Source organism: Kitasatospora humi (assembly GCF_020907985.1).
Lineage (GTDB): Bacteria > Actinomycetota > Actinomycetes > Streptomycetales > Streptomycetaceae > Kitasatospora > Kitasatospora humi.
This window is the reverse complement of sequence record NZ_JAJJPA010000063.1, coordinates 1-24,582: the sequence shown is the minus strand read 5'-3', so window position 1 is coordinate 24,582 and position 24,582 is coordinate 1. Positions and strand designations below refer to the sequence as shown.

Sequence of the window (24,582 nt, the reverse complement as noted above, 5' to 3'; positions counted from 1 at the left end):
CCCTCAGGCCGCGAGCGCGACGGTCGAAGGGGCAGCCTGCGTACGGGCGGCCACGTACTCCTTGAGCGCCTCGGCCGGCACCCGGCGGAGACGGCCGATCGTCACGGACGGGACTTCGCCGGAGGCGACCAGGGCGTACATGGTCGTCCGGCCGACGCCGAGACGACGGGCGGCTTCCTCCACGGTGAGGGCGACGAGCGTCGGGTCCGGCACCTCCGTGCCGCAATTGGCGACGAGGGCAAGGAGCTGGTGCTCCGTGAGGCCGATTGCGCCGGCAAGGCGCGCGAGGGACAGGGGCGTTTCGGGCATAGGTGTTCCTCCCGGCGGCGCGGGGCAACGCGCCGCCGTGGCGACTGTTGGGATGGGCGGTGGGTTGATGGCTGCCGGGCGGCCCTCGACGTTCGTAGCGCCGGGGGGTCGGGCAGCGGGGTAGGTGGTGGGCGGGGCGGGCACACTACGGCGGTCTCGGCTCGGAACCTAAAACGATCTTGGCCGCATGGGCCGCGTCGGGCGTTTTAGGTTGCGAGCCGGGTCGCGGCGATGATGCTCCGCGAGGCCGTCGATCCCTGAGCTGGCGGCCCTCAGCGTTCGTAGCGCCGAGGGTCGGGCAGCGGAGTGGTGGGCGGGACGGGCACACTACGGCGGCTTCGGCCGGAAACGAAAAAAGATCTTGGGCGCGTGCGCCGGTCTGGCCTTTTTAGGTTTCCGGCCGGGTCGCGGCGAGGATGCTCCAGGCGGCGAGCTGGGCGGGCTCGCTTACCGGTCGGCCGAGGGGTCCTTGCGGAGCGGGTCCCACTGGGAGTTGGGGGCCGGGTACCACGTGGGCTCGGCGCCGGAGGGGCCGAGGTCGACGCCTTGGGCTTCGAGCCGTTCGGCGATCTCCTCGTACGTGCGCAGGGCCTCGTCGTACCGGGCCTTGGCGGCCTGTTCGAGGTCGTGGGCGGTTCTCCACTCCTGCTCGGCCTTCTCGACGGCGAAGCCTGCTTCCTGCAGCTCGTAGTCCGGTTCGTCCGGGCCGGCCACGGCTTCGGTCATGAAGTTCGCCGGCGGGACGCTGAGTGCCTTGGCCAGGCCGATCACCTCGTCGAAGCGGACCGGGCGGGTTCCGTTCTCGATCTTGGCGACCTGGGTCTGGTGGAACTTGAAGCCGAGCCGGGTCATGCGTTCAGCCACGTCCTCCTGGGAGAGGCGGGCGGCCTTGCGCAGGACCTTCAGGTTGTGGGCCACGAGGGCCTCGCCCTCCAGGGCCTTGTACCGATGCACCATGGGGTTGACCATACCAACCTCCTTCCGATTGCGAGCAGCGCGACGCGACGGCAGGAGCGACTGTAGCAGCATGAAAAGCCCAACCGCCAAGCGGTTGACTGGGCCTTCACGACACCTTCACGAATCAGACCGGCCAGCATGAATGCCGAGAGAGGTTGAGATACCAATTCGTTGATAGCTTGACAAGGAACCAGCGCCCAGCTACTTTCGACCTCGCCAGCATGAAATGACCAACCGAGAGGAGGTTAAGTCGGGCCGGGCGCCAGCCCGAACGCCCCCCAGGAAAACGCGAAGCCCCCGGCGCTACGAACACCGGGGGCTGATCGAAAACCTCGCCACCGCCCATCCCAGGACAGTCGACCTACGGCGAACCGGGTTGCCCCCCGGAGCCGCCGAGTGAGGATCTCCATGACCGAGGTTACTGCCTCCCAGCCTGACGCCACACCCCCCGCAGCGGACAAGCCCGCTGTCGCATGGCCACCCGTGGCCAAGGCCGGCGAGCCCGGCACCTACCTGCCCGCCCAGCAGGCCCTCGCGTCCACAGCCTGTGGACGCGACGCCGAGGCGGCGCCCACCGAGCCCACCGTCCCGGACGGGACCGACCTGATGCCCGACACCGAGGCGACCGAGGGCGCCGACCTGCTCGCACAGCTGAGGGCCCAGATCGCGAAGTTCGTGATCCTTCCCTCCGACCAGGCCCTGGACGCCGCCACGCTGTGGGTCGCCGCGACCCACCTGCAGGGCTCGTGGCAGCACGCCCCGCGTCTGGCCGTGGTCGGCCCGGCCAAGCGCTGCGGCAAGTCCCGCCTGCTCGACGTGCTCACCGAGACCGTCCACCAGCCGGTGCTGACGGTGAACTCGACCCCGGCCGCCGTGTTCCGCTCGATCACCGAGGAGCCGCCCACCCTGCTGGTCGACGAGGCGGACACCATCTTCGGCAGCCCGAAGATGGCCGAGAAGAACGAGGAGATGCGCGGCCTGCTAAACGCCGGGCACCAGCGCGACCGCTACGTGCTGCGGGTGGTCGGCAACGACCACACCCCGCGCAAGTTCCACACCTTCGCCATGGCGGCCATCGCCGGCATCGGCGACCTCCCTGACACGATCATGGACCGCTCGATCGTGATCCGCATGCGCCGCCGCGCCGAGGGCGAGAGCGTCGCCCCGTACCGCACCAAACGCGACAGCCCCGACCTCCACGCGATCCGCGACAAGATCGCCCGCTGGACCGCACCCCTCGCTGACCAGGCCCTGCGCCTGGAGCCCGCCATGCCGGTCGAGGACCGCGCCGCCGACACCTGGGAACCCCTGGTGATCATCGCCGACCTCGCCGGAGGCCCCTGGCCCCGCCGTGCCCGCCAGGCGTGCAAGCGCATGGTCGACGCCGAGGTCCAGACCGAGGAGGACAACCCCGGCGGCGCGCGGATCCTCGCGGACATCCGGCGGATCTTCCACGCCGCCGGGGAGCCGGACAGCATCGCCACCGACCAACTGCTGTTCACCCTCAACGGCGACCCCGAGGCCCCCTGGGCCGAGACCAGCCGAGGCGGGCTGACCCCGCGCGGCCTCGGCGCGATGCTCCGCGAGTTCGGCATCTCCTCCGGCAACGTCCGCATGCCCGACGGCACCCAGCGCAAGGGCTACCTGCGTAACAAGTTCCTCGACGCCTGGCGCCGCTACTGCCCCGCCGTCCACCCCGTGACCGCCACCGCAGCGGGCAGCAGAGGCTGACCACCCTCCCCGCAATGCCGTCCCTGCCGTAACACCGCAGGTCACCGCGCCTGCCGCCAAGACGGAACGGCACCCCAAGACGGCAACGGCATCCGCACCAAGACGGATCAGGCCCACGCCAAGACGGCAGCCGTCCACTCCCACCAGTGGCCCGCCGCCGCCCTCGTCCGGGGCGCGAGCGGCGGGCCCTGGCCGGGACGGGAAACACATCCGTCTTGTGCCGTCCCAGCCGTCCCTGCCGTAAAACCGCAGCTCAAAGGCCATGCCTCCGGGACGGATACGAGCCCCAAGACGGATACCGCACCGCCCCGAACCCGAAATCCGCCGTGTCCACGGCACCACCCGGGCAGCCGAGCCCGCCCCAGCCCACAGACCGTCCCGCAGCACCAAGACGGCAAGACGGCAAAGACGGCAATCCCACAAACCACCACCGCCCGACCCGCGAGGACCACCTTCCGCATGACCGCCACCACCCCACCGCGTATGCCCCGCCCGGACGCCGTCCTCGTACAGGCCGCCATCGCAGGCGCCCTGTCCTTCGCCCACCTCCACGACATCGCCGACGCCGCCGGACAACACGGCTGGAAAGCCTGGGCCTACCCCGTCTCGGTCGACCTGCTGCTCGTCGCCGCCTGGCACCGCATGCGAACCCTGCGCACCACCGGCCGCCCCGCCGGCACCGCCTGGACCTGGTTCGCCATCGCCCTGACCGCCTCCCTCGGCGCCAACGTCGCCACTGCCGGACTCCTCGACCTCGCCCACGTCCCCGCCTGGCTGCGGATCCTGGTCGCCGGATGGCCCGCCCTCGCCTTCTTCGGCGGCACCCTCCTCGCCCACACCCGCACCACCACGACCGCCACCGACTCGAAGAGCGCCGAGGGAGAACTCCCGCTCCGCGAAAACCCCGAGCCTGCACTGGCAACCGAGTCCGCACCGGTGACGGACGCGGAGCAGGATGACCTGCCCGCCGACGAACCGGTGCCCGAGCCCGACGACGACGTCCGGCCCGACAGCCGGGAACCGGTGCCGGGCAACAGGCGCACCGGCCGCAAGCCCGCCGCCTCGATGGACGAGCTGGCCGAGATCGCTCGCCCAGCCGTGGAACAGCACGGCCCCACCCAGGCCGTGATCAGGACCGCCCTGCGCGAGGCCGGCATACCCATCGCCAGCGACCGCCTCAGCAAGCTGACCCAGCGCTTCAAGGACGAACAGGCCACCCGGCAGGCCGACGCGCAAGCCAGCGCCTCGGCGGCCTGACGCCCCCGCCGCTCGCCCGAGCACCGGACCGCTTCCGGACCGGGCGAGCGGCCCCTCATCGGCGCTGACCGACGCTCACCGGAACTCCCCCAGCGTCCATCCGGAGACCCCGGAACTCCGGCACCGCCAAACCCCTCTTCCGCCGGACCATCACACCGCATCCGGCGAACACCCACCAGCCGACAACCGCCTGCCCTCACAGAAGAACCGGAAGATCCCCGTGCCCGACCAGCAGCACCACCACGCCCCTGCTACCGCCACGCCCGAGCAGGAAGCACCGCCCCGCGGAACCGGTAGCGACAAGCCCGGACGTGGTGGCATATTCGCCCGCGTCAAGCAGGCCCTGCCCTGGACCGGCCACGGTCACGACGACGACGGAGCAAGCTGGGGCAAAGTCCACAACGCCGTTGGCGCCGCGGACTTTGCGCTTGACCCCGCCCCAGGGGTGGCGGGGCAGGACCGGCGCGAGGGCGCGCCGGACCAGGAGGTCATGACCGAGGGCGGCCACGACCAGGACGAACTTCCCCCGTACGACACCGAGCTGCACAACGACATCGACGCCGAGCGTGCCGATGCCGACGACCGCGTCGTGCGTGAAGCGCCGACCGTGACCCCTGCCGAGTTCATCCACGAGCGCGTTCCGATGCTCGACCGCCCCGCGCTTCCGGTGGACGACAACACCGCTCCGCTTGCCGAACGCATGTACCGGCCGCGTTCCGGAACCAAGCGCGACGACCAGATCACCTGCTCGGTCGAGCCGGCCGAGAAGGAACTGCTCGACTTCGTCGCCACGAAGCTCAAGCGCTCTCGATCCGCGTTCCTCGCGGATTCCGCCATGAGCGTCGCCCAGGCGTACATGCGGACCGGCCGCCTCAATGCGTTCGTCCCCATGCCCGACTACGAGGCCATCGCCCTCCTCACCGAAGCGATCGGCACCCACCAGCGGGCAATCGACCGGGCCGGCAACAACCTCAACCAGCTCATGGTCGAGATCTACAGCGGCCCGATCCCCGAACGCGCCATGGAAGTCCTGACCGAGCTGCACGCCTGCGCGACCCAGGCCCGTCACGCTTACCAGCGCGTCCTGCCGGGAGGCCGCCGTGGTGCCTGACGTCTCCACCGGCTCACGCACCCGCGGCCTGCTCTCCTACCTCTTCGGCCCCGGCCGGCGCGACGAGCACACCGACCCGCACATCGTCGCCGCGTTCGCCATGCCCGGCCTGCCCGACCCCGGCCGAGCCCCCCTCGACCAGCACCATGACCTCCTTGACCAACTGGCCGACTACCTCGACCAGCCCGTCCGCGCCCGCGAGAGGCGCCTGGGCGCGACGGTCCCACAGCACGTGTGGCACTGTCCCGTCCGCACCGCCCCGGGCGACCGCTACCTCACCGACGCCGAGTGGGCCGAGGTCGCCCGCCGGATCGTCCACGCCACTGGCATCGCCCCCGATGGCGACGACAAGAGCTGCCGGTGGATCGCCGTACGCCACGCCGACGACCACATCCACATCATGGCCACCAGCGTCCGCGAGGACGGCCGCCGGCCCCGCAACAAGCGCGACGGCCAACGTGCCCAGGCCGAGTGCCGCAAGATCGAGAAAGAACTCGGCCTGCGCCAGCTCAACTCCGGCGACCACACCGCCGCCCCGATGCCCACCAGCGCTGAGCAGGCCAAGGCCCAGCGCACCGGCCACCAGCAGACCGCCAAGCAGTGGCTGCAGGAACAGGCCCAAGCCGTCGCCGCCGCCGTCCGCGACGAACAGGAGTACTTCTCCACCCTCACCGCCCTCGGCATCCAGGTCCGCTACCGCATCGGACCCGAGAGCGGCGACGTCATCGGCTACAGCCTCGCCCGACCCGGCGACGTCAACGCCCAAGGCGAACCCGTCTACTTCGGCGGCTCCAAGCTCTCCCCCGACCTGTCCATCAACCGCCTGCGCGAACGCCTCGCCGCCCAGCAGCCCACCACGCCCGCACGGGGCATGGTCGAACCAGATCGCTGGCGACAGGCCGAGACCACCCTGCGGGAGACCGCCCGCTTCGCCTACCAGGACCAACACCACCCCGACGTGCCCGGCGTCGACGCGTTCGACACCGTCGTCCAGGCCCAGGCCGCCGCTTTCGGCGAACTCCTCCACACCGCCGCCCTCACCGCACCCGCCCACACCCGCGCCGAACTACGAGCCGCCGCAACCGCGTTCAACCGCGCCACCCGATCCAAGGTCCGTGCCGACCACCAGCAGGCCGCAGCCCTCCGCACCGCCGCCAAGCAACTCCTGCACACCGCCGGCTCCGGCGAGGACGGCGCCACCGCCGCCGCCCTGCTGTCCACCGCCGTCTTCGTCGTGATCGCCATTGCCCGCTGGCACCAGACCCGAGGCCACCAGCAGCAAGCCCACGCCGCCAAGCAGTCCCTCGTCCATCTGCGAACCGCCTACCGGCAGACGGCCGAGCCGGTCATCGCCGACCTCACCCGCCGCACCCCTACCTCCAAGACCACCGACCGCCTCGCCGCCCAGGTCCAGGCCGCCGTCCCCGACCACGCCCAGCGCATCCTCGCCGACCCGTCCTGGCCCGCCCTCGCCACCGCGCTCGCCCAGGCCGAATCCTCCGGCCAGCCACCCCGCCGAGCCCTCACCGAAGCCGCCCAGCAACGGGAGCTCACCACCGCCGACCGACCCGCCGAAGTCCTCCTCTGGCGCCTGCGCAACGCCACCAGTGACTGCATCGACCAGCGCACCCAGGCCGCACGCGCCCGCAGCACCGGTAGTGCTGCTGCGACGCCCACGGCCACCACCTCGACCGTGCCCGTCGCCACGGCCGCAAACGAACTGATCCGCCGACGCTGACTGGCAATGCCCATCCGGGGTGGCGGTGGCGGAGCCAGCCTGGGGCGCGGGGCTGACCGATCACGGAGCGCCAGCACGCACGCAGGTGAGCGATGGTCGCTTATCGGCCATCTCCAGTCCAAGCTCATGCACCCCGTCGAACGGGTTGGCACACTCGATGGCGACAGGCGGGAGGCCTGTTGGGAGCATGGGGGCTGAAGATGGCTGGTCGTCCGGGCAAGTACTACCGCGCAGGACACTGGGTGAGCCGTTCCAGCGGCAGGCGCGGTCCGGTGACGAAGCCGTTGACTCTTGCCGGGGCGATCGGCATCGGTGCGTTCGTTCTCGTCCTCCTGCTCAGCTCGAAGAACGGATCCAGTGCCGTAAATCCCACAGCGACCCCTTCGGCGGGAGCAGCCTCCGCGACCTCAGGCGCGTCCGGCCACTGAGCCAGAGCGCTCAAGGCTTGCGGTTCATGCTCATCCACCGAAGACGGCGCCGGGCCTGGACGGCCTTCTGCTGCGGCGGTGCCTCGCTTGGTTCCCCCTCGGCTGGCTGCGCTGGCAGTTCTCGCAGCCGCAGCCAGGTCTCGTGCCATCTCGGAATCTGATCCGCCGGCATGCCGCAGCCGCCCAGGAATGCCTGGATGCTTCGCCAGGTCCGGGGAACGGTAGTGCGGTTGAGCAGAGTACTGATGGTGCCGGCGGCGACCGGGGTGGGTGCGAGCCGGCTGACCGTCTGCACGGTACGACCACTGGCTGCCCGGACCCGACCGAGTGCCCCGATGAACTCCTCGGCCGACTCGACGTCAACAGGATCCGGCCAGTGGAATCCGCCCTCGCCAGCTCCATGGCCCATGGCCGCACCATCCTGGTACGCCCGGTTGCGCCCCAGCAGCAGGTCTCCCGCCGTGTTGCGGCCGCGCTTCTGTGGCACTGGGCGACCCTTGGCAGTCAACGCCCGAAGCAGCTGCCGGTAGACCGACTCCAGGTCCAGCCAGGGCCCGGCTCCGTCGACGCCGTTCTCCAGGGTCTGGAGTAGTTCCCCAGTGAATGCAGTGAAGCGTTCTCCCGGAGGTGCCAACGCCGGCTTGGTCTCGGGTGCTGCCGCCAGCAGGTAGCTGCCATCGATCTGCGCATGGTCGGCCATCGATCCACTCATTACGCCGAGCGCTCGGCCGCTGAAGCAGCAATCCAGGATGATCACATGGCGCTGGGCCTGGCCCGTGGTGATCGCACTGCGCAGCATCGAGTACGGCACACCAGTGTGTGCTTGTCCGGCGTACGAACCCGTGAGGCCGAGGAACAAGTCGCCGCGATCATCCAATAGTCCGTGGCCAGCGAAGTAGATCAGCAATGTGTCCTCGGCCTCGCGCGCTGCCTGGGCTACGGGCGTCAGCATCGCGTTCAGGTCAGCCGGCTCGGCCACCACAGAGCAGTGCTGCGGTTCGAGGGACCACCCGTTTGCCCCTCGGAAAATGTCGGCCAGTGCGGGCAGGTTGTTCGCGACCGCAGGCAGCTCGGCGAGGTGCACATACTGCGAAACCCCGATCAGCACCGCACGCGAGGTCGCTGGATCCGGCAGGCCCCTCATTCCTGCTCGCTGATGCCAGCTGGCAGCTCCCGCGACAGCAGTTCCACGATGCGCTGTACCTCGGCCTCGGAGGCGTTCGTGAGTACTACCTCGGCATCGCCGCGCCGGACCGTCACCTGTGGTGATCGTGGCCGGGTCTGGCGCCACGTCACCAAGGAGATGGTGAACGATGCCGCACTCCACACGTTTCCGGTCACCAGCTGGACCACGTCCAGCATCCCGCCCATTGCACCAGGACCAGCCGACCGCTCGACCAGCGAGAGCTCGCTCGAGCCCCGCCCGTCCCGATCCTGCTTCAGCCAGGCGTGGAGTGAGCGCAACTCGTCATCGTGCTGCTCCCCGTCCACCCGGAGCTCGATCTGCATCACTGCCTCCATGCTTGTCCGCCACTTGACCGGACGACCCGAAGAGCGCCCCACCCTCGTCAAATCCTGCCCTAGCGAGCGGACAATCCTCAGGGCTTTCGGCTCAGCGCGCTCAAGTTCGAAGCGATATGCGACGCAGAGAAGTCGAGGTCCTGAGAGCGGGCTCCAACCTGATGTTGCCGAACTCCTCAGCCGCACCGCTCCCGGCCCCGAAGGAGATCCCTTCGCGCGCAGCCAGTTGAGCGGCGGCATCTTCCTTGAGCAAGGCCCTACGCCGAGTTCACGCCAGTGGGTACCGTTGCTTGCTGTAGCTGTCCGGATACGAGCGGCAGGGGCGGCCGTGGCTGGGGGCGGGGAAGTCACCTTTGGCGAGTTCATCGCCAAGTTACGTACACGCAAGGGCTGGTACCAGCGCGATCTCGCTGCTGAGGTGGGACGGAGCGAGGAGTGGGTGTCCGGTGTCGAGCGGGGTCTGATCCCGGTCCGGAACGTCGAGATGCTGTCGCTGCTCGCACGGGTGCTCGGCACGACGCTGGAGGAACTGCTGGGCCATCCGCAACCTGCGCGGGTCGCGTCCAGTTCCTCTCGACGAAAGGTCAGCTCCGCTAGGCTGACGCCCAGTCCGGCTGCCGAGGAGGATGACGACGAGGTGCGACGCCGCGAACTCTTGGCCGCCACTGCTGCCGCCGTCTTCGTCCCAATTGTCGGCGCCCAGTCCGCTGGCGCGAGCCCCGCGCCGCTGGCCCCGCTAGAGGACATGGTGCTCTACGGCAGCGCCAGCATCCCTGGTCAGCGCGAACCTAGCGCGGCGTCGGTCCGCGCATCGATCATGGCAGCTCGTCAGGATTTTCGCGCCGCCCGCTATGACGCCCTCGCTCAAGCATTGCCGGGGTGGATCGCCGCTGCCCAGAGCGTTGGAAGCAGCGAGGAGTCGGCTCGTGCCGTGGCGGCGCTCTACAACGTCGCCGTTCGGCTGTGCATCAAGCTCGGCGACGACGGACTCGTGGCCATCACCTCCGACCGGGCTCTGAACGCCGCCCGCACCGGTGGCGACGGCCTGATCATCGCCGAAGCCCAGCGCATGGTTTCCAGCGCTTGGCGCCGCCAAGGCCACCTGAGCAGGGCCACCGACATTGCCGTCCGCGCTGCCCACGAGCTGCAACGCGACAACAGCGTCCCCGAGCCGGCCCGACTTGCCGCCGAGGGCGACCTGTTCGCCACCGCCGCCTACACCGCCGCGAAGCTGGGCGACCGCTCCTACGCACACTCGCTGATCGCCGAGGCCGCCGATAACGCCCGCGCCGCCGGCCGAGCCTCCGGGCAGGTGGACGGGATCCAAGGGGTTGCCCTGCACCAGCTGTCGGTGCACTACGAGCTCGGTGACGCCGGGCAGGCGATCGAGCTGGCCCGTACTGTCGATCCGACCGCACTGCCCACCGCTGAGCGGCAGGCCCGGTTCTTCATCGACGTGGCCCGTGCGTTCAGCCAGTGGGGCAAGCCCGAGCAGACCTTCCGCGCCCTGCTGGCCGCCGAACAGGCCGCTCCGCAGGAGATCCGCCGCGGGTCGGTCCGTAGGGTTGCCACCGACCTGCTCCGCCACGACCGCTCGCTGCCCGGCATCCGCGACTTCGCCACCCGGGCGGGCGTGCAACTCGGCTGACCCGTAATCGGATTACGGGCCCGTAAGCGGCTTACGGATCCGACCCTCGCCGCGGCCTTTCACTGGGGACACCTACTCCTGTTCCCGCTGACGAAGGCCGCCGTATGCCGACGAACAGCCTCTCCGCCCGTGCCGTCTCCGGCCCGCGTCACCGTGCGCCCGCCTACGACCGGCTCGGTGACTTCCTGACCGCGTTCTGGGCTGTGCTGCACATACCCGTGTTCATGCTGCTCGGCATCGTCGTCCACCAGGACCACGCCCTCCCTCGGGCGGTCACGACCGCCACCACCCCGGACCTGCCCACGGTCTAGGCCCGGCACCTCTTCACTCGCTTGTCCGAGGAGGAACAGCCATGCACAAAGCCCCTGAGATTCCGACGATGAGCGCCGAGTTGGCGCGCGTCGACTACCGCACCACCCCGGAGTACTACTTCGACATGGAGACCGTCACCGACCCGGTCGTGCTCCACCTGCTCAGCTGCTGCCCGACCGTCTTCGGCCTCAAGAAGGCCGTCACTGATCTTCTCGCCGGGCTGCTTGACTTCCCTCTGCCAGCCTCGGGGGGCGTCATCGAGCCCGGCGCCACAGTCCGAGGCGACGTCATCGTCGCGGACGGCGCCGTCATCGCCGAAGGCGCGTTCGTCACCGGGCCCGCCCTGATCTGCCCCGGGGCGGTGATCGAGGCCGGCGCCCGGGTGCGGGACAACACCGTCATCGGCCCCGGCTGCCGGATCGGGTTCGGCGCCGAGATCACGCGAAGCCTCTTGGTTGGCGGCGTCTTCATGAAGCACACCAGCTTCGTGGGCGACTCCGTCCTCGGACTGGGCGTCAACATCGGCGCGTTCGTCTCCACCACCGGCCTCCGGGTCACCTCCGGACCGGTCACCGAACCGGCCACCGAGGAGGTCTGCGCCCACCTCGACGGGCACCGGGTGGCCACCGGACAGACCAAGTTCGGCGCGGTGATCGGCGACGGTGTGATCGTCCCGGCCGGCACCGTGCTCCAGCCCGCCACCCTGATCGGCGCGCACACCCTGCTCTACCCGAAGACCCAGGTCGGGGGCTTCTTCCCGGCCGGAAGCCAGGGAAGGTGACCATGACCACCACCGACATCACCACAACGACGGACGAACGGGCCGTACGGATCACCGGCGGCCACCGCCTGAACGGCACCACCACCGTGCAGGGCAGCAAGAACATCGCCCTGCACCTGTACGCCGCCGCGATCCTGGCCGACGAGCCGCTGACTCTGCTGGGCGCCCCCGAGATCCTGGACACCCTCGTGGTCGCCGACATCCTGCACCGCACCGGCACGCGCGCGACCGTGACCGGCGACGAGTTCGCCGTCCACCCGGCCGACTCCTACTTCCCCGTCATCCCGGACGACCTCGGGCGGCGCATCCGCACTACCGCCGTGATGGGCGGCGCCCTGCTGGCCCGTTCCGGGAAGGTCACCTTCCCCACCCCCGGCGGGGACGCCTTCTGCGCGCGCTACATCGACCGGCACCTGGCGGCGATGGAGGCCGCCGGGGCTGAGGTGGAGGTAAACCGGGGCCGGGTGCGTGCCCGCTTCACCGGCAAACGGCTGCCGTTCACCACCGATGCCGAGACCCGTGAGTGGGGGCCGAGCCTGGGCGCGACGGTCACCGCGATGCTGCTGGCCGCCCGCACCCCAGGCACCTCCGCGATCCTCAACCCCAGCGTGGAGCCCGAGGTCACCCACACGGCCGCCCTGCTTTCGCAGGCCGGCGTCGGCATCGAGTGGCGGGGCAGGAAGGCCCTGAACGTCACTGGCACCGACTGCATCCGGGGCGGGGTGTTCACCGTGCCGCCGGACCGGCTGGAGGCCGCCACCCTCGCGCTGGCCGCAACCATCACCGGCGGCACCGTCCACCTGGACGGCTTCCCCCCGGCCGCGTTCCCGGACGGGCTGGTGTCGGTATTCGCCGACGCCGGAATCCAGCTCGACCCGCTGGACGGCGGCACGGCCGTCAGCCTCCCGGCCGGGCCTCGGCCGGTGCAGATGGCCACCGGCCCGCACCCCGGCTTCCCGACCGACGTGCAGCCGCAGCTGACCGCCTTCCTCACCCAGGCCGAGGGCACCTCCCGCATCGACGAGCGGATCTACACCCAGCGCGACACCCACCTGCCGGCCCTGGCCGCGTTCGGCGCCGCCGTCAACGCGACCGGCTCGGTCATCACCGTCCGGGGCCGGTCCGCCCTCACCGGCGCCGGCGTGGCCGGGGAGGACATCCGGGCGGTGACCGCTCTCGTGATCGCCGCCCTCGCCGCCGAGGGCAGCTCTACGATCCGAGGGATGTATCACCTGCGGCGCGGATACGGCAGCCTGCTGCCGAAGTTGGCCGCGCTCGGTGCCAACCTGACGATCGACCAGGAGTAGCCGTGACCAACACCGTGCCGTGGACCCCGAACGCGCTCGCCGACCTGCGCGAGTGCCTGGACCTGATGACCGCTGACGGCACCGTGCCCGGCGGAGTCATCGCCCACGGCACCTTCGACACCGAGCCCGGCTACCTGGCCTCCGGCGTCGTCGCCCCCGAGTGCGGCGACGCCCGGCCGGGGCCGGACACGGTGTACGACGTGGCCTCGCTGACCAAGGTCCTGGCCACCTGGCCGCTGGTCGGCACCTCCCTCATGGACGGCTTCACCCTGGAAACCCCGATCCGCGAACTGCTCCCCGGTATCCCGGCCGAGGCGCCCGGAGGCAAGGTGACGGTTCGCCAGGTGCTGGCCCACACCTCCGGCCTGCGGGCCGACACCCGCCTCGACCAGTACCGCAACCGCACCGAGCCCCTGGCTGAATTGATCTGCGGCGAAGACCTGATCGCAGAGCCCGGAGCCGGTCACCGCTACATCAACCGCGGCTTCATCCTCCTCGGCCTGGCCCTGGCCCACTACCGCTGCCAGCGCCTGGACGAGCTGGCCGCCGAGCTCTGGCAGCACCTCGGCATGACCAGCACGACCTACGGACCGGTGCCCCGCTCCGCTCAGGTCGCCCCGACCGAGCAGCGGCTGACCGGCGGGCCCCGGCTGTGGGGGATGCCGCACGACGACAACGCTGCCCTGCTTGGCGGAGTCGCCGGCCACGCCGGGGTGTTCACCACCCCGGCCGACCTCGCCACCTTCGCCACCCATCTGCTGACCTCGCACGCCGGCGGGCCCCTGGGCCGCTGGCTCACCCACAGCATGCAGCCGCAGGCCGAGATCGAGCCGGGCCTCGACCGTGGCCTGGCCTGGATCCTCGCCGACGAGGGCCGGGTCGCCTACCACCACGGCTTCACCGGCACGAGCCTCTACCTCGCCCCGGCCACCGGCCGCTACCTGGCCATCTGCACCAACGCCGTCTACCACCACCAGGACAACCGCACCCGCCTCGCCCCGCTGCGGACCCTCGCCCTGAAGGCGATCACCGACGAACCCTAGGAGGGCCACCCGTGCCCAGCACCACGCTCGCGTCCCTCACCACCCTGCGGCTCGGCGGCCCGGCCAGCGCCGTCCTGCAGGTCGCCGACCCCGACGACTGGTTCGAACTGGTCCGCACAATCGGCGACCGGCAGGAGGACGCGCCCCTCACCCTCGGCCACGGCAGCAACGTCATAGCCTCCGACACCGGCCACGAGGGCACCGTCGCCGTGATGAACACCCGGGGCATCACCGTGAAGCGCGTGGACAACGACACGGTGGCCGCGACCGTCCAGGCCGGCCACCCGCTCGCCGACCTCGTCCAGTGGGCCGCAACCGAACACCTCGCCGGAATCGAGTGCCTCGCTGGCATACCCGGCACTGTCGGCGCCGCCCCCGTCCAGAACGCCGGAGCCTACGGCCAGCAGGTCTCCGACACCCTCGACCACCTCACCGCCTGGGACTGGGACATGGGCCGCCTGCGGACCCTGCCCGCCCCGGCATGCCGCCTCCGCCACCGCGACAGCCGCTTCAAGAACGACCCCGGCCGCTGGACCATCCTCACCACGACGTTCCACCTCACCCGCTCACCGGCCGCCCCGATCACCTACCAGCCACTCGCCGACGAACTCGGCGTTCCTGTCGGCGCCCGACCGCCCGTCGCCGAGGTGACCGCCGCCGTCCTCGCCAACCGTCACCGCCGCGGACTCCTCCTCGACCCCCACGGCCCCGACGCCCGCCAGGCCGGATCGGTCTTCCTCAATCCGCCCGTCACCGCCGCGCAGGCCGCCCGTTGGTCGGCTGACGGTTGTCCGGTCCACACCGACAGCGACGGGCAGCTGCGGGCCAGCGCAGGCTGGCTGCTGGAGCACACCGGTTACCGCCCCGGCTACAAGATCGCAGACGGCATCCGCTGCTCGGAACGTCGCACCCTCACCCTCACCGCCCACGACGGGGCGACCGCGACGGGCTTCGCCGAGGCCCTCACCGAACTCTCGGCGCAGGTCGAGACCGCAACCGGGATCAAGCTTCGGCCCGAGCCGACAATGGTCGGCGCTTGGACCACCACCGCCAAGGACCCGCAGCAAACCAAGGAGATCAAGTGACCGAGGCGCGGCCCAGCCAGCAGATGCAGTCCCTCGGCGTCGTCCAACAGGGCATCCCCATCCTCAGCCAGCCCGCCGAACCCTTCGGTCTCCCGGCCGAACGCGCCGCCGCCCAGACCGTGATCGACGAGCTGTTCGCCGCCGTCGATCGCATCGGCCGCGTCCACTCCTTCGCCAAGGGCATGGGCCTCGCCGCCCCGCAGATCGGCATCCCCCGCACTGCCGCCCTCGTCCTTCCCCCGAACGCCGGCGCCGAGCCGATCATCCTGCTCAACCCGACGATCACGGCCGTTTCCGACGAGACCGACGATAAGTACGAGGGATGCCTCAGCTTCTTCGACGTCCGCGGCCTGGTCCCCCGTCCCCTCCGCGTTAGCGTCACCGCGACAAGCCTCGACGGCACCATCACCACGGTCACCTACGAATTCGGCTTGGCCCGCCTCATCGCCCACGAGATCGACCACCTCGACGGCCTGCTCTACACCGACCGCATGCACCCCGACATCCACCCGATCCCGGTCGAGGAGTACCGAGGCACGGGCTCGACCTGGGCGTACTAATCAGCGACATGGCGCTGGCCGCGTCGAACGCGCTAAGCGCTGAGCGCACCCGAGCAGGCACATATGTCAGTGACACATGTCACACTTTCGACATGTGGGTCAGAGACTTGTATTCAGGCATAGGCGGCGGCCTCTACACCGGCGTTAATGGCGGGGCATACACCGGCGTTGGCGGCGGCGCTTACACGGGAATGGGCGGAGGCGCCTACACGGGAGTGGGTGGCGGTGCCTACACAGGCGTAGGTGGCGGCCTTTACTCCGGCGTCGGCGGTGGGATGTACGCGGGCATCGGTGGCGGCTTGTACACGGGCGTCGGCGGCGGCCTCTACTCAGGCCCAGGGGGAGGTCTCTACAACGGCCCGGGAGGCGGCCTCTACCGAGGCGCGTGCCCGAACCCGTTCATGTGGAACTGGCCCCCGCGGGCAGTCATGCGGAAGTACATGGAAGAGCACGGCATGTCGCACCTGGTCGAGATGCTCTCCCACCAGGGCTTCTGGGGTTGACGGCGCCGACTCCGAGACCGCCACCGGACCAGCCAAGTCGACGACGCGTGGTCTCAGTTTTGGTCTCATTCACCCCCGTCCAGCCGGGTTCGGCCGTCGCTCAGCGGTTCGCTCCGCCGCAGGTCGGGACGGGTGCGAACCCCGAAGGACAGCGTTCGGGAGAATTGGAAAGCGTGTTGGGGGCAACCCCTCACGAGTTCGAATCTCGTATCCTCCGCACCTGCCCGCCAGGGCAAACGAAGGCCCGGACCGCTCAGCGGTCCGGGCCTTCGTCGTCTCGTGGTTGCAGTTTTGGTTGCAGTTGCCGGGATCCACCGGATGAGGCGGGTGCACGACCGCATCCGGCTGACGGCCTCTCTGGCCGAGCCATCGCATTCGCGCCCGCTGGGCACCGCTCCTCTGGCAGGGTGCAATCCATGGCCGTGTCCGAAAAGACCCGCAAGATCATCTGGTGTGAGGCAGGCGGCAGGTGCGCGATCTGCCGGGTGCAGGTGGTGACACCCGGGACTGACTGCGACGACCCCTCGGTCTTCGGCGAGGAGGCCCACATAGTCGCCCGCTCGAAGGGCGGGCCGAGGGCCGGCTTGCTGGACGACGCATCCATCGACAGCCATACGAACCTGGTCCTGCTGTGCAGCAAGCATCACAAGCAGATCGATGACCAGCCTGGCTACTTCACGGTGGATCGACTGCGCGAGATCAAGGCCCAGCATGCCGCATGGACGCGCTCGCTCGGCGAGGCAACGCCAGGCCGGCTGAGGTTGGTGCCCGACCCGGCTTACCCGCAACCTCGGATCCTCAAGCTGATCACGCGCGGGAACCCGCTATGGAACATGATCAAGCCCAGCATGACCTTCGAATATGCGCTGCCGGATCACCTCCCTGAACAAGATGAAGACCTCATCCTGGAGTTCCTGGACCTAGTGCAGGACTACTGCGACATCGCTTCCGATCTGCACAGTGTGCGTGAGAATCGCGAGGCCGAGAAGGAGTTGCAGAGGTACCTGAGCAAGCTCGCCGAGCACAACTTCCTAGTGGGCGCCTTCGTACGCCACATGCTCCTGACGAATGACTCTGCTCAAGAGGCCACGCCGTGGCCCATGCTCCGAGTCGAGGTCCAGCCGGCTTCACACGCCACGATCACGGACGAGAGCGGCAGACCGTACCCCAAGCAGCAGACAGCGGGAGCGCCTGCTGAGGAGCAGAACGCATGACTGAGCGAACGATCTACCTCGACCCCGATCGACACGCCCCCAGCTCTCGGAAGATCAATGTCCGGGCCCACCGTTGGTACGTCACGGTCGAGCTCGACCGCGACGGGTACGTCGATGCCTCGACCCGGCGGGGAGACTCCCCAGAACTGCCCGCCGCCTACACGGAGGCCGTGATGAGGGCGCAGAACACGTCTGTCGATCGACTCCGGTACGACGGGTACCTGGGCATGCTCTCTTGGGGCAGCGGACCAAGCTGGGTCAGCCTGACTGTTCCGTTCGCTCATGTCGGAGCGGCTGTCGAGGCGCTGTGCGGTGCCGAGCTCAGGCACGACTACAGCGGACTTCACGCCCTCGCCGACCAACTGGCACTTCCCGTCGAGGACTGGCTCGCCCCCGGCGAGCGGGAGTTGGTCCGCGGGGTCGACTTTTTCACACCACCTGGCGTGTTTCTGCGGTTCCTACGCGGCAAGGCCAAGCGGCACGGAGTACGCCTCAACGGCCGAGCAACCCTGGGAAGTGTCTGGATTCGCCCGACGCTGCCGCTCGCCGAAAAGCAGAAGCGGGAGCTGTTGCCCGAGCAGTACCCCAGCTGGGTGGACCGATGGACCGGGTACGTTGAACCGGAGGACGCGCCTGAGCGGCCGTGGGTGGGTGGCAGAGGACAGAACCTCAGTTACCGCGCGGCCCCTGTCCAATTCCGGCATGTCCAGGCGCCGAGTGGCGGCAAATGCCCCTGCGGAATGACCCTGCGAGCTCCTGAGGACGGCGGGGATGAACACGCCGCCCATCATGCGATGTGGGCAATCGGCGTTCGGGCACCCAAGAACTTGGAGTGGTGGAGCGACCTGGCGGTGGTGACGACCGAGTCGCCGATCGCCTGGCGGAAGCTGGCGTACCAAGTGGGGCGGATGCCGCAGAGGGAGAACCACTACGACGTCAACTCGTGGTCCCACCTTGGCGAGCCAGAGCAGACCCCGGGCAACATGCGCGCATACCTGCTGCAGGCCAACGGATACGTCATCGGCTACCTTGCGACCCACGACGTCCGGGAGCATGTCCGTTGGGACCTACTCGACGAGTCGGAGTACGGCGATCAGGACGACACCCTACGTCCGTGCATCGACCTGATCTGGGTCGCAGACTCCTACCGCCGAAAGGGCGTTGGCGCGACGCTCGTACAGACCCTCGCCGACGACTCCGGGTGCCAGACCACCGATGTGTCGTGGTCGACCCCCGTCAGTGCCGCCGGCCGGCGCCTCGCACGCCGGATCTCACCCGAGGGCATCTGGGTCAGCTGACGCACCAAGTGGCATCCCTGCGACAGGCTCCGGCATGAGCGGCGACACCACGTAGCAACCGCATCGTGCGACCTTGCCCCTGCGGGGTGAGGTACGGAGAGGGCAATGACCACCGAAGCGACACCGCTGCGCGAATCAGGACGAAAAACGCACAGAGCTCCGGCGCCGCATGGGCTTCGATGGCGCCAAGCGGGCTCTGCTCTGGAAGCACTACCCCACACCCATGAGGCTGACAACTCGCGTCTTCAGCCGCATGATCTTCAGCAGAAGCGTCAGAATTGGAGCATGCCAACTCAAGGTGATCTCGCTCAGCGGATCCGCATGCTCTCCGACAACGACGCCATCCGGGCACTAGCGGCGGTGGTGGAGGACCGCGGACTGCTCCCCGTCGCCGAGCAGCTTCCACAAGGCACCGAGTTGCGGAACGCCGTGGACGCCGTGGACCTGAACGCGTATCTACAACCAGGTGAGGTGGTTACCGAAGGAGAGTTGGCACGCACTGCACTGGAATGTGCTTCGGCTCTGCATGCCGATCTGGCGAGCACGGTCAGCGAGGCGGTCGAGTACGCGCAGTCGCCGACAGACCGTATCGACCCAATCACGCTCTCGGTAACCACGCTGGCCATCGCGCTGCTCCAGACCGAGGTCGTCGTGAAGCGCGACCCTCGTGGCAAGTGGAGCCTCACCATCCATAAGCGGGCAGCCCGTGACTCTACTGTTGGCAAGCTGTTGACAGCACTTCTATCGCGGATCACCGGCGGCCAGTAGCCCGCCCATCACGGCTGGAATTCCGTGTGATGGTTTCGACAAGAGTGCCCTACAGGTGGCGCTGTGAGGAATGCGGCCAGGAGTGCCAGGCCCCGGCGTGGCGCATCCTCGACGCTCGTGAGCGTAATGACGTCCTGTCAGCCCCAAGCCCAGGTTTGTCCTGGGTGGACTGCCCATTCTGTGGAAGCAGAGCGCACATTGATGCACCGCTACTTCTCCTCCGCCCAGGTGTGACAGCCCCGCTACTGCTCGCGTCGTCCGACGCAGAGATCGAGTGCGATCCGCCGGAGTCCGCTGCGCCGCTGCTTGCGGAAGCGCAGCGAGTCGGGGCTTTCGAAGACAGCCCCTTCGGCGGCAGCAGAGTTATTTTGCTACCTCGCAGGCTGCTTCCGATCGTCCTGACGCGCGACCTTGATCGGGATCTTGAGAACCCGAGGGCCGCATACGAACAGCTACTCTCTGAGGAGCCCCCAACCGCCGCCAACTACGGCGTCTTCCTCGAACTCCTTGCAAATGACCGGGGCGACGCTCCGGTACGGGAGCTACTCGGAGCAGTACTCAAGAGCCTTCCGAACGAGCTTGCGGAGCTAGTCAGTACGCACCCAGAGCTGACCGACAGTACCCAGGTCCGTGATGCCGGACGCGCGGAGCTGCGTGACGTGGCTGGCACCAAGCTCGAACCGCTCCTGCGCATGCGCCAGCAACTCTTGGACGACTTGTGCGACAACCAGACGCCCCGAAGCATCGCATTCCAGCGCTACTTCGAATCCCTGAACCACCTTGGTGGCGATCTACGGGCCCGCCTGTTCGAGTTGCACCACAGAGCACGGAACGTCCACGGCCCGGAAGGCATCCCGCTCGTCCGCGAGGCTCTGGCACTCGCCGCACAACTTGGCGAGGAGGACCTGGAAACCGATCTTGCTATCCAGCTTGGCATACACCTGCTGACCGCAGTTCGCTCTGGTCTCGATGCCGATCTGGCCGAAGCGATCCGCCTTCTCGATCAAGCGCTCGGTCGCCTACCCGAGGGCAGTCCGCGGTGGGTGGAGGTGGCCAACAATCTCGCCGGCGCACACCATCTCCGCGCCGACGGGGATCGACTGGAGGTCTGGGAGGCGGCCCGCGAACCGATGGCGCGCGCCATTAGGGTGCTGGACCGCTCCGCCCGCCCAGAAATTTGGGCACAGCTACAGACCAATTACGGGCTGCTTCTGTCAGAGCGACCGGGCGGCGGGCCTGCAGCTATCAGCCTGGGCATCGACCACATCAGGGCCGGTCTGGAGGAGCGGTCGCCTGAACGCAACACAGTCGATTGGGCCTACTCCATGCTCAACCTCGGCTTGCTGCTACGCCGCCGTGCTGAGCCCGAGGACCTGCAAGAGGCGGAGCGGCACTATCGGGAGGGTCTGCAGCAGCTCAGCTCCGACGATGACCCTCTGCTGTGGTCACAACTGCAGTGCAATCTGGCTGACCTGTTGCTGTCCCGCGATCCTGCGGACGCTGCCGGTGCCAGAGAAGCAGCGACAGCGGCCCTTAGGCTGACCACAACACGCCCCGGCCTTCTCAACGCCAGCCGCGTTATGTGGCTGCTGGCCCGGGCGAGCGACCACCTCGACGCCCCGCACCGCGCCGAGGGCATTCGGCTACGCCGAGAGGCGCTGGCAGCCGCACCACCACTGGTATCGCCTGCCCTGCACCTTGGCATCGGAGGAGAGCTCCTTGACGCCTATGCCTCAGCGGAACGCTGGACTGAGGCAGCCGACGTTGCCTTCGACATGCTCACTGCCTTGGACGCTCTCTACGATGCCCAGGTCACCGTCGCGGGCCGGCGCAGCGTGCTCGCCAGGTCGCCCCGGCTCGCACGATGGGCTGCCTTCTTGCTGGCCCGTGCCGGGCGCCCGGAACACGCGGTCGAGGCAATCGAGCGCGGACTGGCCCGCCAACTCTCTGTCCTGGTCGGACGTGGATCAGCAGAGCTGGAAGCGCTCGAGCAAATCGATGCCGGCATTGCCCGCCGTTACCGACTGGCGCAGACTCAATACAGGACCTCGGTGGCAGAGCCGTCCGCAGCGAACCCAGGTGGGCTCGCCCCTGGAGCAATCGAGCAGGCAACAGCCGAGCGCGGACTGCGCACAGTAATCGACGAGATCCGGGCGATTCCGGGCTTCGAGCGCTTCTTGCGCACAACCGAACTGCTAGACATTGCCCGAGCCGCCGGTGGGATTCCGCTCGCCTACTTGGTGAATGCCCCCTGGGGCAGCTATGTCCTCGTCCTTTCCCGCTCACCAGCCGATCAGACGCCGGATGTGCTACCAACCGTGCGGGCCATTCCTGTCCCTGAGGTCAGCAGTGTGACGATCACCCGCTTCTTGTTGGTCGACTGGCTCGCCCCAGAAGCTACGGGCGCTGGGGGACTTCTCCTGGCACAGGCGGCCTCAAGTCTCCGGCGCCGAACTCAGATCATGTCGGCCTTGAGCCACCTCGATCTCCTCGAACCGCTCGTACGGCCGATCGCAGAGCTCCTGCTGAACGACCCACAGCATGAGGCCGTCGTCATCCCGACCGGTCTGTTGGGCTTGGTCCCCCTCCACGCTGCGCCGCTCGGGGCTGAATCGGATGAAGTGCTCGACGACATCGGCACCTTGTCATTCTCGCCATCGGCGGTGGTCTATGCATCCTCCAAAGCCAGAGCTGCGCAACTGCCGAGGGAAGCACCACGTTTGGTGGCAGTCGCCGACCCCGACGGCTCGCTCCCTGGGAGTCGAAGCGAGGTCGCCGAAATCCTCACGATGTTCCAGCCGTTCGGGGAAGCCCGCTGTACTGTCGGGCGCGAGGCCACCGTGAGTTGGATGCTCGACCACCTCACTGAGGCTTCCTACCTGCACTTGGGCTGCCACGGGGGTGCCGGCCTCGGAAGTCAGGGCGGCTCTCTCCTGCTGGCCGACGGCCGCCTGGACATCGAGACGTTGACTCGACATCAACTACCGGACTGCAGGCTAACAGTGGCTAGCGCGTGCCAGTCGGGCCACTATGCGATTGACGAGACACCCGACGAGTTTCTCGGACTCCCGGCAGGCTTCCTCCAGGCAGGAGCGGCCTGCGCAGTGACCAGCCTGTGGCAGGTAGACGATCTGGCGACAGCCGTGCTGATGACCCACTTCTACGAACTACTCTTCCCCGCTCGCAGCGTAGACAGTCTCCCGCCGGTAGCCGCGCTGCGCGGCTCCCGTGCCTGGCTACGCCGACTGACCTGGGACGATCTTGCGCAGTACGCCAGCTCTCACCCTCATCTGGCAGCCCTGCTCCACCGGCATGTGCCTCGCACGGCGACGAGCCGTGGGCAGGAGGTGCGCCCCTTCGCCTCACCGTTCCACTGGGCTGCCTTCTCCGCATGGGGAGTATGAATACCCGTGTCGACGGCGCTCAGCCTCGGACCGTTGCTCTGAGCCCGAGGCTGAGCGTCTTCACTAAGCGTGGCCTCCGCTTCTACCAATCGCTGGTATCGCCGTACTTTCCGGGATTCATGGCCCGATCTGCTGCCTGAGCCTGGGCTTGAACGTACGCCTCGGCGACTGCGTCCCTGTCCGTGCCACGCACCTGGGCTTCCACCAACTGGTCGGCTCCAGGCCGGCGAGTGGTGCGCCAGGAGATGGGCCGGTCGGTATAGAGGTCGGTCTCGAAGTCCCACGCGGTGACGGCCCACTGCTCGGGCATCGCCAGGTCGAGGCGCTCACCGCCGGGGCGGTACACCGCGAAGGCGTGGAAGACCAGACGCCTGTCGGGGAGCCGGTCGCGCACCAAGTTCGAGCCGTCCGGGCCCTCGTTCTCCCACCTCGGCCAGTCCCACTCCTCCACCTCGGCCGTGCGGCCCGGCTGTTCGGAGCCCCACTGCTCGACTACGGTCTGGGCGTGCACGCGATGGGCGAAGGCGATGCAGCGGCCATCCAGTCGCGCGACGAACACCACCGACTGGTCCGCTGCGACCTCCGACACCGCCTCAGCAGTGGAAGGCACCACCGGGTCGCCAGCCCGCACTAGCGAAGACACCAGAACGACGCCGCCTCCCCCGCCCTCGCTCTGCGGGGCAGGCCAGAGCAGACTGTCGACCTTTGCCGCGGTCTGCTGCAGCACAGGGCTGGTCATGTGCTGGTAACGCCGGCGCATCCGGGCAGACTTGCCGGGCTCCCAGCCCATGATGGCGTCGACCACGGCGTCCGTAACGCCCAGGATCAGCAGCACCGTGGCGGCAGTGTGCCGGGCGTCGTGAAGGCGACCGTCGCGGACCTGAGCAGCCTTCAGCAGGTCCTTCCATCGGTGGTAGTCGGTGTTGGGGTTGAGTGGCTCGCCGACTTCCGAGGTGAAGACGTAGCCCTTGTCGACCCACAGGTCGCGGGCCCGCAGGCGCTCGCGCTCCTGGGTGGCCTTGTGCTGGAGCAGGAGGTTCATCAGTTGCTCCGGCACACCGATGGGCCGCTTGCCCGCCTTCGACTTGGTGGACTTGGTCTCGCGCCGCGTCTGGATCTTCTTCGGGCAGTACCCGGGCTTGCGGCCACAGCGGTCGCCGCAGCCATGCTCGTAACGGGGCCGCAGTCGACCGCGCCGCACTCGGATGACGCCGGCCACGAAGTCGACGTCCTCCCACTGCAGGCCGAGCACCTCGCCCTGACGGAGTCCCAGCGCGAGGGCGATGACCCAGCGGGCGGTGTTGCGGACCTTGGCCGCCTCGGCCAGGAGCTGCTGGACCTCCTCTATCGAGTAAGGCTCGACCTCCTCCTCGTCCAGCACCGGTGCCTTGGCGATCGTCGCCGGGTTCTCGGTGATGTGCTTCCGGCGCACCGCTTCGTTCAGCGCGGTCCGGACCGTGCGGTGGACCTGGTGGGCGGTGCCGGCGGCGCTTCCGGCGTCCTGCATCTTCCGGTAGAAGCGTTCGAGGTGCTCGGGCTCGAGCTTCTCCAACCGGTGCGCGCCGAGCCCGGGTATGAGGTGGTGGTAGACGGCGACGCGGTAGCCG

The 24,582-nt window shown here is 68.9% G+C and carries 20 protein-coding genes and 1 pseudogene; 16 read left to right on the top strand and 5 right to left on the bottom strand.

Going from position 1 to position 24,582, the window contains the following annotated elements:
* Window positions 1–3: 3 nt before the first annotated feature.
* The gene (locus LN042_RS33015) at window positions 4–309 is read right to left on the bottom strand and encodes a helix-turn-helix domain-containing protein (protein WP_230055129.1); all 306 of its coding nucleotides are present in this window, start codon (window positions 307–309) and stop codon (window positions 4–6) included.
* A 447-nt stretch (window positions 310–756) separates the two neighbouring features.
* Entirely contained in the window at window positions 757–1,278 is a 522-nt protein-coding gene (locus LN042_RS33010) for a helix-turn-helix domain-containing protein (protein ID WP_230055128.1), read from the bottom strand.
* Between the two features lie 396 nt (window positions 1,279–1,674).
* On the opposite strand from LN042_RS33010, the gene LN042_RS33005 reads away from it, so the two are divergent.
* The 4 genes from LN042_RS33005 (at window position 1,675) to LN042_RS32990 (ending at window position 7,103) form a co-directional block, all read left to right on the top strand.
* Window positions 1,675–2,997, top strand: a complete 1,323-nt coding sequence (locus LN042_RS33005) for a DUF3631 domain-containing protein (protein ID WP_230055127.1) — start codon at window positions 1,675–1,677, stop codon at window positions 2,995–2,997.
* A gap of 459 nt (window positions 2,998–3,456) precedes the next feature.
* Window positions 3,457–4,254: a DUF2637 domain-containing protein gene (locus tag LN042_RS33000; RefSeq protein ID WP_372495860.1), complete on the top strand. Its 798-nt coding sequence runs from the start codon at window positions 3,457–3,459 to the stop codon at window positions 4,252–4,254.
* 220 nt (window positions 4,255–4,474) lie between these two features.
* Window positions 4,475–5,365 (top strand): hypothetical protein, encoded by an 891-nt coding sequence (locus LN042_RS32995; protein ID WP_230055126.1) that lies wholly within the window; start codon window positions 4,475–4,477, stop codon window positions 5,363–5,365.
* A complete protein-coding gene (locus LN042_RS32990) occupies window positions 5,355–7,103 on the top strand; it encodes a relaxase/mobilization nuclease domain-containing protein (RefSeq protein WP_230055125.1) in 1,749 nt (582 codons plus the stop codon). The genes LN042_RS32995 and LN042_RS32990 overlap by 11 nt, the downstream gene beginning before the upstream one ends.
* 438 nt (window positions 7,104–7,541) lie before the next feature.
* Here the strand turns inward: LN042_RS32990 and LN042_RS32985 are convergent, their stop codons facing one another.
* Together LN042_RS32985 and LN042_RS32980 are read right to left on the bottom strand one after the other, a co-directional pair.
* Window positions 7,542–8,639: a caspase family protein gene (locus tag LN042_RS32985; RefSeq protein WP_230055124.1), complete on the bottom strand. Its 1,098-nt coding sequence runs from the start codon at window positions 8,637–8,639 to the stop codon at window positions 7,542–7,544.
* 32 nt (window positions 8,640–8,671) lie between these two features.
* Complete coding sequence (locus tag LN042_RS32980; RefSeq protein WP_230055123.1) at window positions 8,672–9,040, bottom strand: effector-associated constant component EACC1; 369 nt, start codon at window positions 9,038–9,040, stop codon at window positions 8,672–8,674.
* A 238-nt stretch (window positions 9,041–9,278) separates the two neighbouring features.
* Between LN042_RS32980 and LN042_RS32975 the strand changes: the two genes are divergently transcribed.
* The 12 genes from LN042_RS32975 (at window position 9,279) to LN042_RS32920 (ending at window position 22,975) form a co-directional block, all read left to right on the top strand.
* Window positions 9,279–10,700, top strand: coding sequence for a helix-turn-helix domain-containing protein (locus LN042_RS32975; protein WP_230055122.1), 1,422 nt, complete (start codon window positions 9,279–9,281; stop codon window positions 10,698–10,700).
* 104 nt (window positions 10,701–10,804) lie between these two features.
* Window positions 10,805–11,011: a hypothetical protein gene (locus LN042_RS32970; protein WP_230055121.1), complete on the top strand. Its 207-nt coding sequence runs from the start codon at window positions 10,805–10,807 to the stop codon at window positions 11,009–11,011.
* Between the two features lie 41 nt (window positions 11,012–11,052).
* A complete protein-coding gene (locus LN042_RS32965; RefSeq protein ID WP_230055120.1) occupies window positions 11,053–11,793 on the top strand; it encodes an LbetaH domain-containing protein in 741 nt (246 codons plus the stop codon).
* Window positions 11,794–11,795: 2 nt separating this feature from the next.
* Window positions 11,796–13,100 carry a UDP-N-acetylglucosamine 1-carboxyvinyltransferase gene (locus LN042_RS32960; RefSeq protein ID WP_230055119.1) on the top strand — a complete coding sequence of 435 codons (1,305 nt, stop codon included), beginning with the start codon at window positions 11,796–11,798 and terminating at the stop codon, window positions 13,098–13,100.
* Between the two features lie 2 nt (window positions 13,101–13,102).
* Entirely contained in the window at window positions 13,103–14,143 is a 1,041-nt protein-coding gene (locus LN042_RS32955) for a serine hydrolase domain-containing protein (RefSeq protein ID WP_230055118.1), read from the top strand.
* Between the two features lie 11 nt (window positions 14,144–14,154).
* Window positions 14,155–15,228, top strand: a complete 1,074-nt coding sequence (locus LN042_RS32950) for a UDP-N-acetylmuramate dehydrogenase (protein WP_230055117.1) — start codon at window positions 14,155–14,157, stop codon at window positions 15,226–15,228.
* Window positions 15,225–15,788 (top strand): peptide deformylase, encoded by a 564-nt coding sequence (locus tag LN042_RS32945; protein ID WP_230055116.1) that lies wholly within the window; start codon window positions 15,225–15,227, stop codon window positions 15,786–15,788. Before LN042_RS32950 ends, LN042_RS32945 begins: the two co-directional genes overlap by 4 nt.
* Window positions 15,789–15,880: 92 nt before the next feature.
* Window positions 15,881–16,291, top strand: coding sequence for a hypothetical protein (locus tag LN042_RS32940; RefSeq protein ID WP_230055115.1), 411 nt, complete (start codon window positions 15,881–15,883; stop codon window positions 16,289–16,291).
* 416 nt (window positions 16,292–16,707) lie between these two features.
* Complete coding sequence (locus LN042_RS32935; protein WP_230055114.1) at window positions 16,708–17,505, top strand: HNH endonuclease; 798 nt, start codon at window positions 16,708–16,710, stop codon at window positions 17,503–17,505.
* Window positions 17,502–18,803, top strand: a complete 1,302-nt coding sequence (locus LN042_RS32930; protein ID WP_230055113.1) for a GNAT family N-acetyltransferase — start codon at window positions 17,502–17,504, stop codon at window positions 18,801–18,803. Before LN042_RS32935 ends, LN042_RS32930 begins: the two co-directional genes overlap by 4 nt.
* A 105-nt stretch (window positions 18,804–18,908) precedes the next feature.
* Window positions 18,909–19,571 (top strand): hypothetical protein, encoded by a 663-nt coding sequence (locus tag LN042_RS32925; protein ID WP_230055112.1) that lies wholly within the window; start codon window positions 18,909–18,911, stop codon window positions 19,569–19,571.
* 230 nt (window positions 19,572–19,801) lie between these two features.
* Window positions 19,802–22,975 (top strand): CHAT domain-containing protein, encoded by a 3,174-nt coding sequence (locus LN042_RS32920; RefSeq protein ID WP_230055111.1) that lies wholly within the window; start codon window positions 19,802–19,804, stop codon window positions 22,973–22,975.
* A gap of 670 nt (window positions 22,976–23,645) precedes the next feature.
* On the opposite strand, the pseudogene LN042_RS38315 reads toward LN042_RS32920, so the two are convergent.
* Window positions 23,646–24,582: pseudogene (locus LN042_RS38315) on the bottom strand (tyrosine-type recombinase/integrase); the annotation flags it as partial.

Coding starts and splice junctions, on each gene's coding strand:
- LN042_RS33015 (WP_230055129.1), bottom strand. CDS start 309: ATGCCCGAAACGCCCCTGTCCCTCGCGCGCCTTGCCGGCGCAATCGGC.
- LN042_RS32935 (WP_230055114.1), top strand. CDS start 16,708: ATGGCCGTGTCCGAAAAGACCCGCAAGATCATCTGGTGTGAGGCAGGC.
- LN042_RS32940 (WP_230055115.1), top strand. CDS start 15,881: ATGTGGGTCAGAGACTTGTATTCAGGCATAGGCGGCGGCCTCTACACC.
- LN042_RS32970 (WP_230055121.1), top strand. CDS start 10,805: ATGCCGACGAACAGCCTCTCCGCCCGTGCCGTCTCCGGCCCGCGTCAC.
- LN042_RS33010 (WP_230055128.1), bottom strand. CDS start 1,278: ATGGTCAACCCCATGGTGCATCGGTACAAGGCCCTGGAGGGCGAGGCC.
- LN042_RS32925 (WP_230055112.1), top strand. CDS start 18,909: ATGACCACCGAAGCGACACCGCTGCGCGAATCAGGACGAAAAACGCAC.
- LN042_RS33000 (WP_372495860.1), top strand. CDS start 3,457: ATGACCGCCACCACCCCACCGCGTATGCCCCGCCCGGACGCCGTCCTC.
- LN042_RS32960 (WP_230055119.1), top strand. CDS start 11,796: ATGACCACCACCGACATCACCACAACGACGGACGAACGGGCCGTACGG.
- LN042_RS32980 (WP_230055123.1), bottom strand. CDS start 9,040: ATGCAGATCGAGCTCCGGGTGGACGGGGAGCAGCACGATGACGAGTTG.
- LN042_RS32965 (WP_230055120.1), top strand. CDS start 11,053: ATGCACAAAGCCCCTGAGATTCCGACGATGAGCGCCGAGTTGGCGCGC.
- LN042_RS32930 (WP_230055113.1), top strand. CDS start 17,502: ATGACTGAGCGAACGATCTACCTCGACCCCGATCGACACGCCCCCAGC.
- LN042_RS33005 (WP_230055127.1), top strand. CDS start 1,675: ATGACCGAGGTTACTGCCTCCCAGCCTGACGCCACACCCCCCGCAGCG.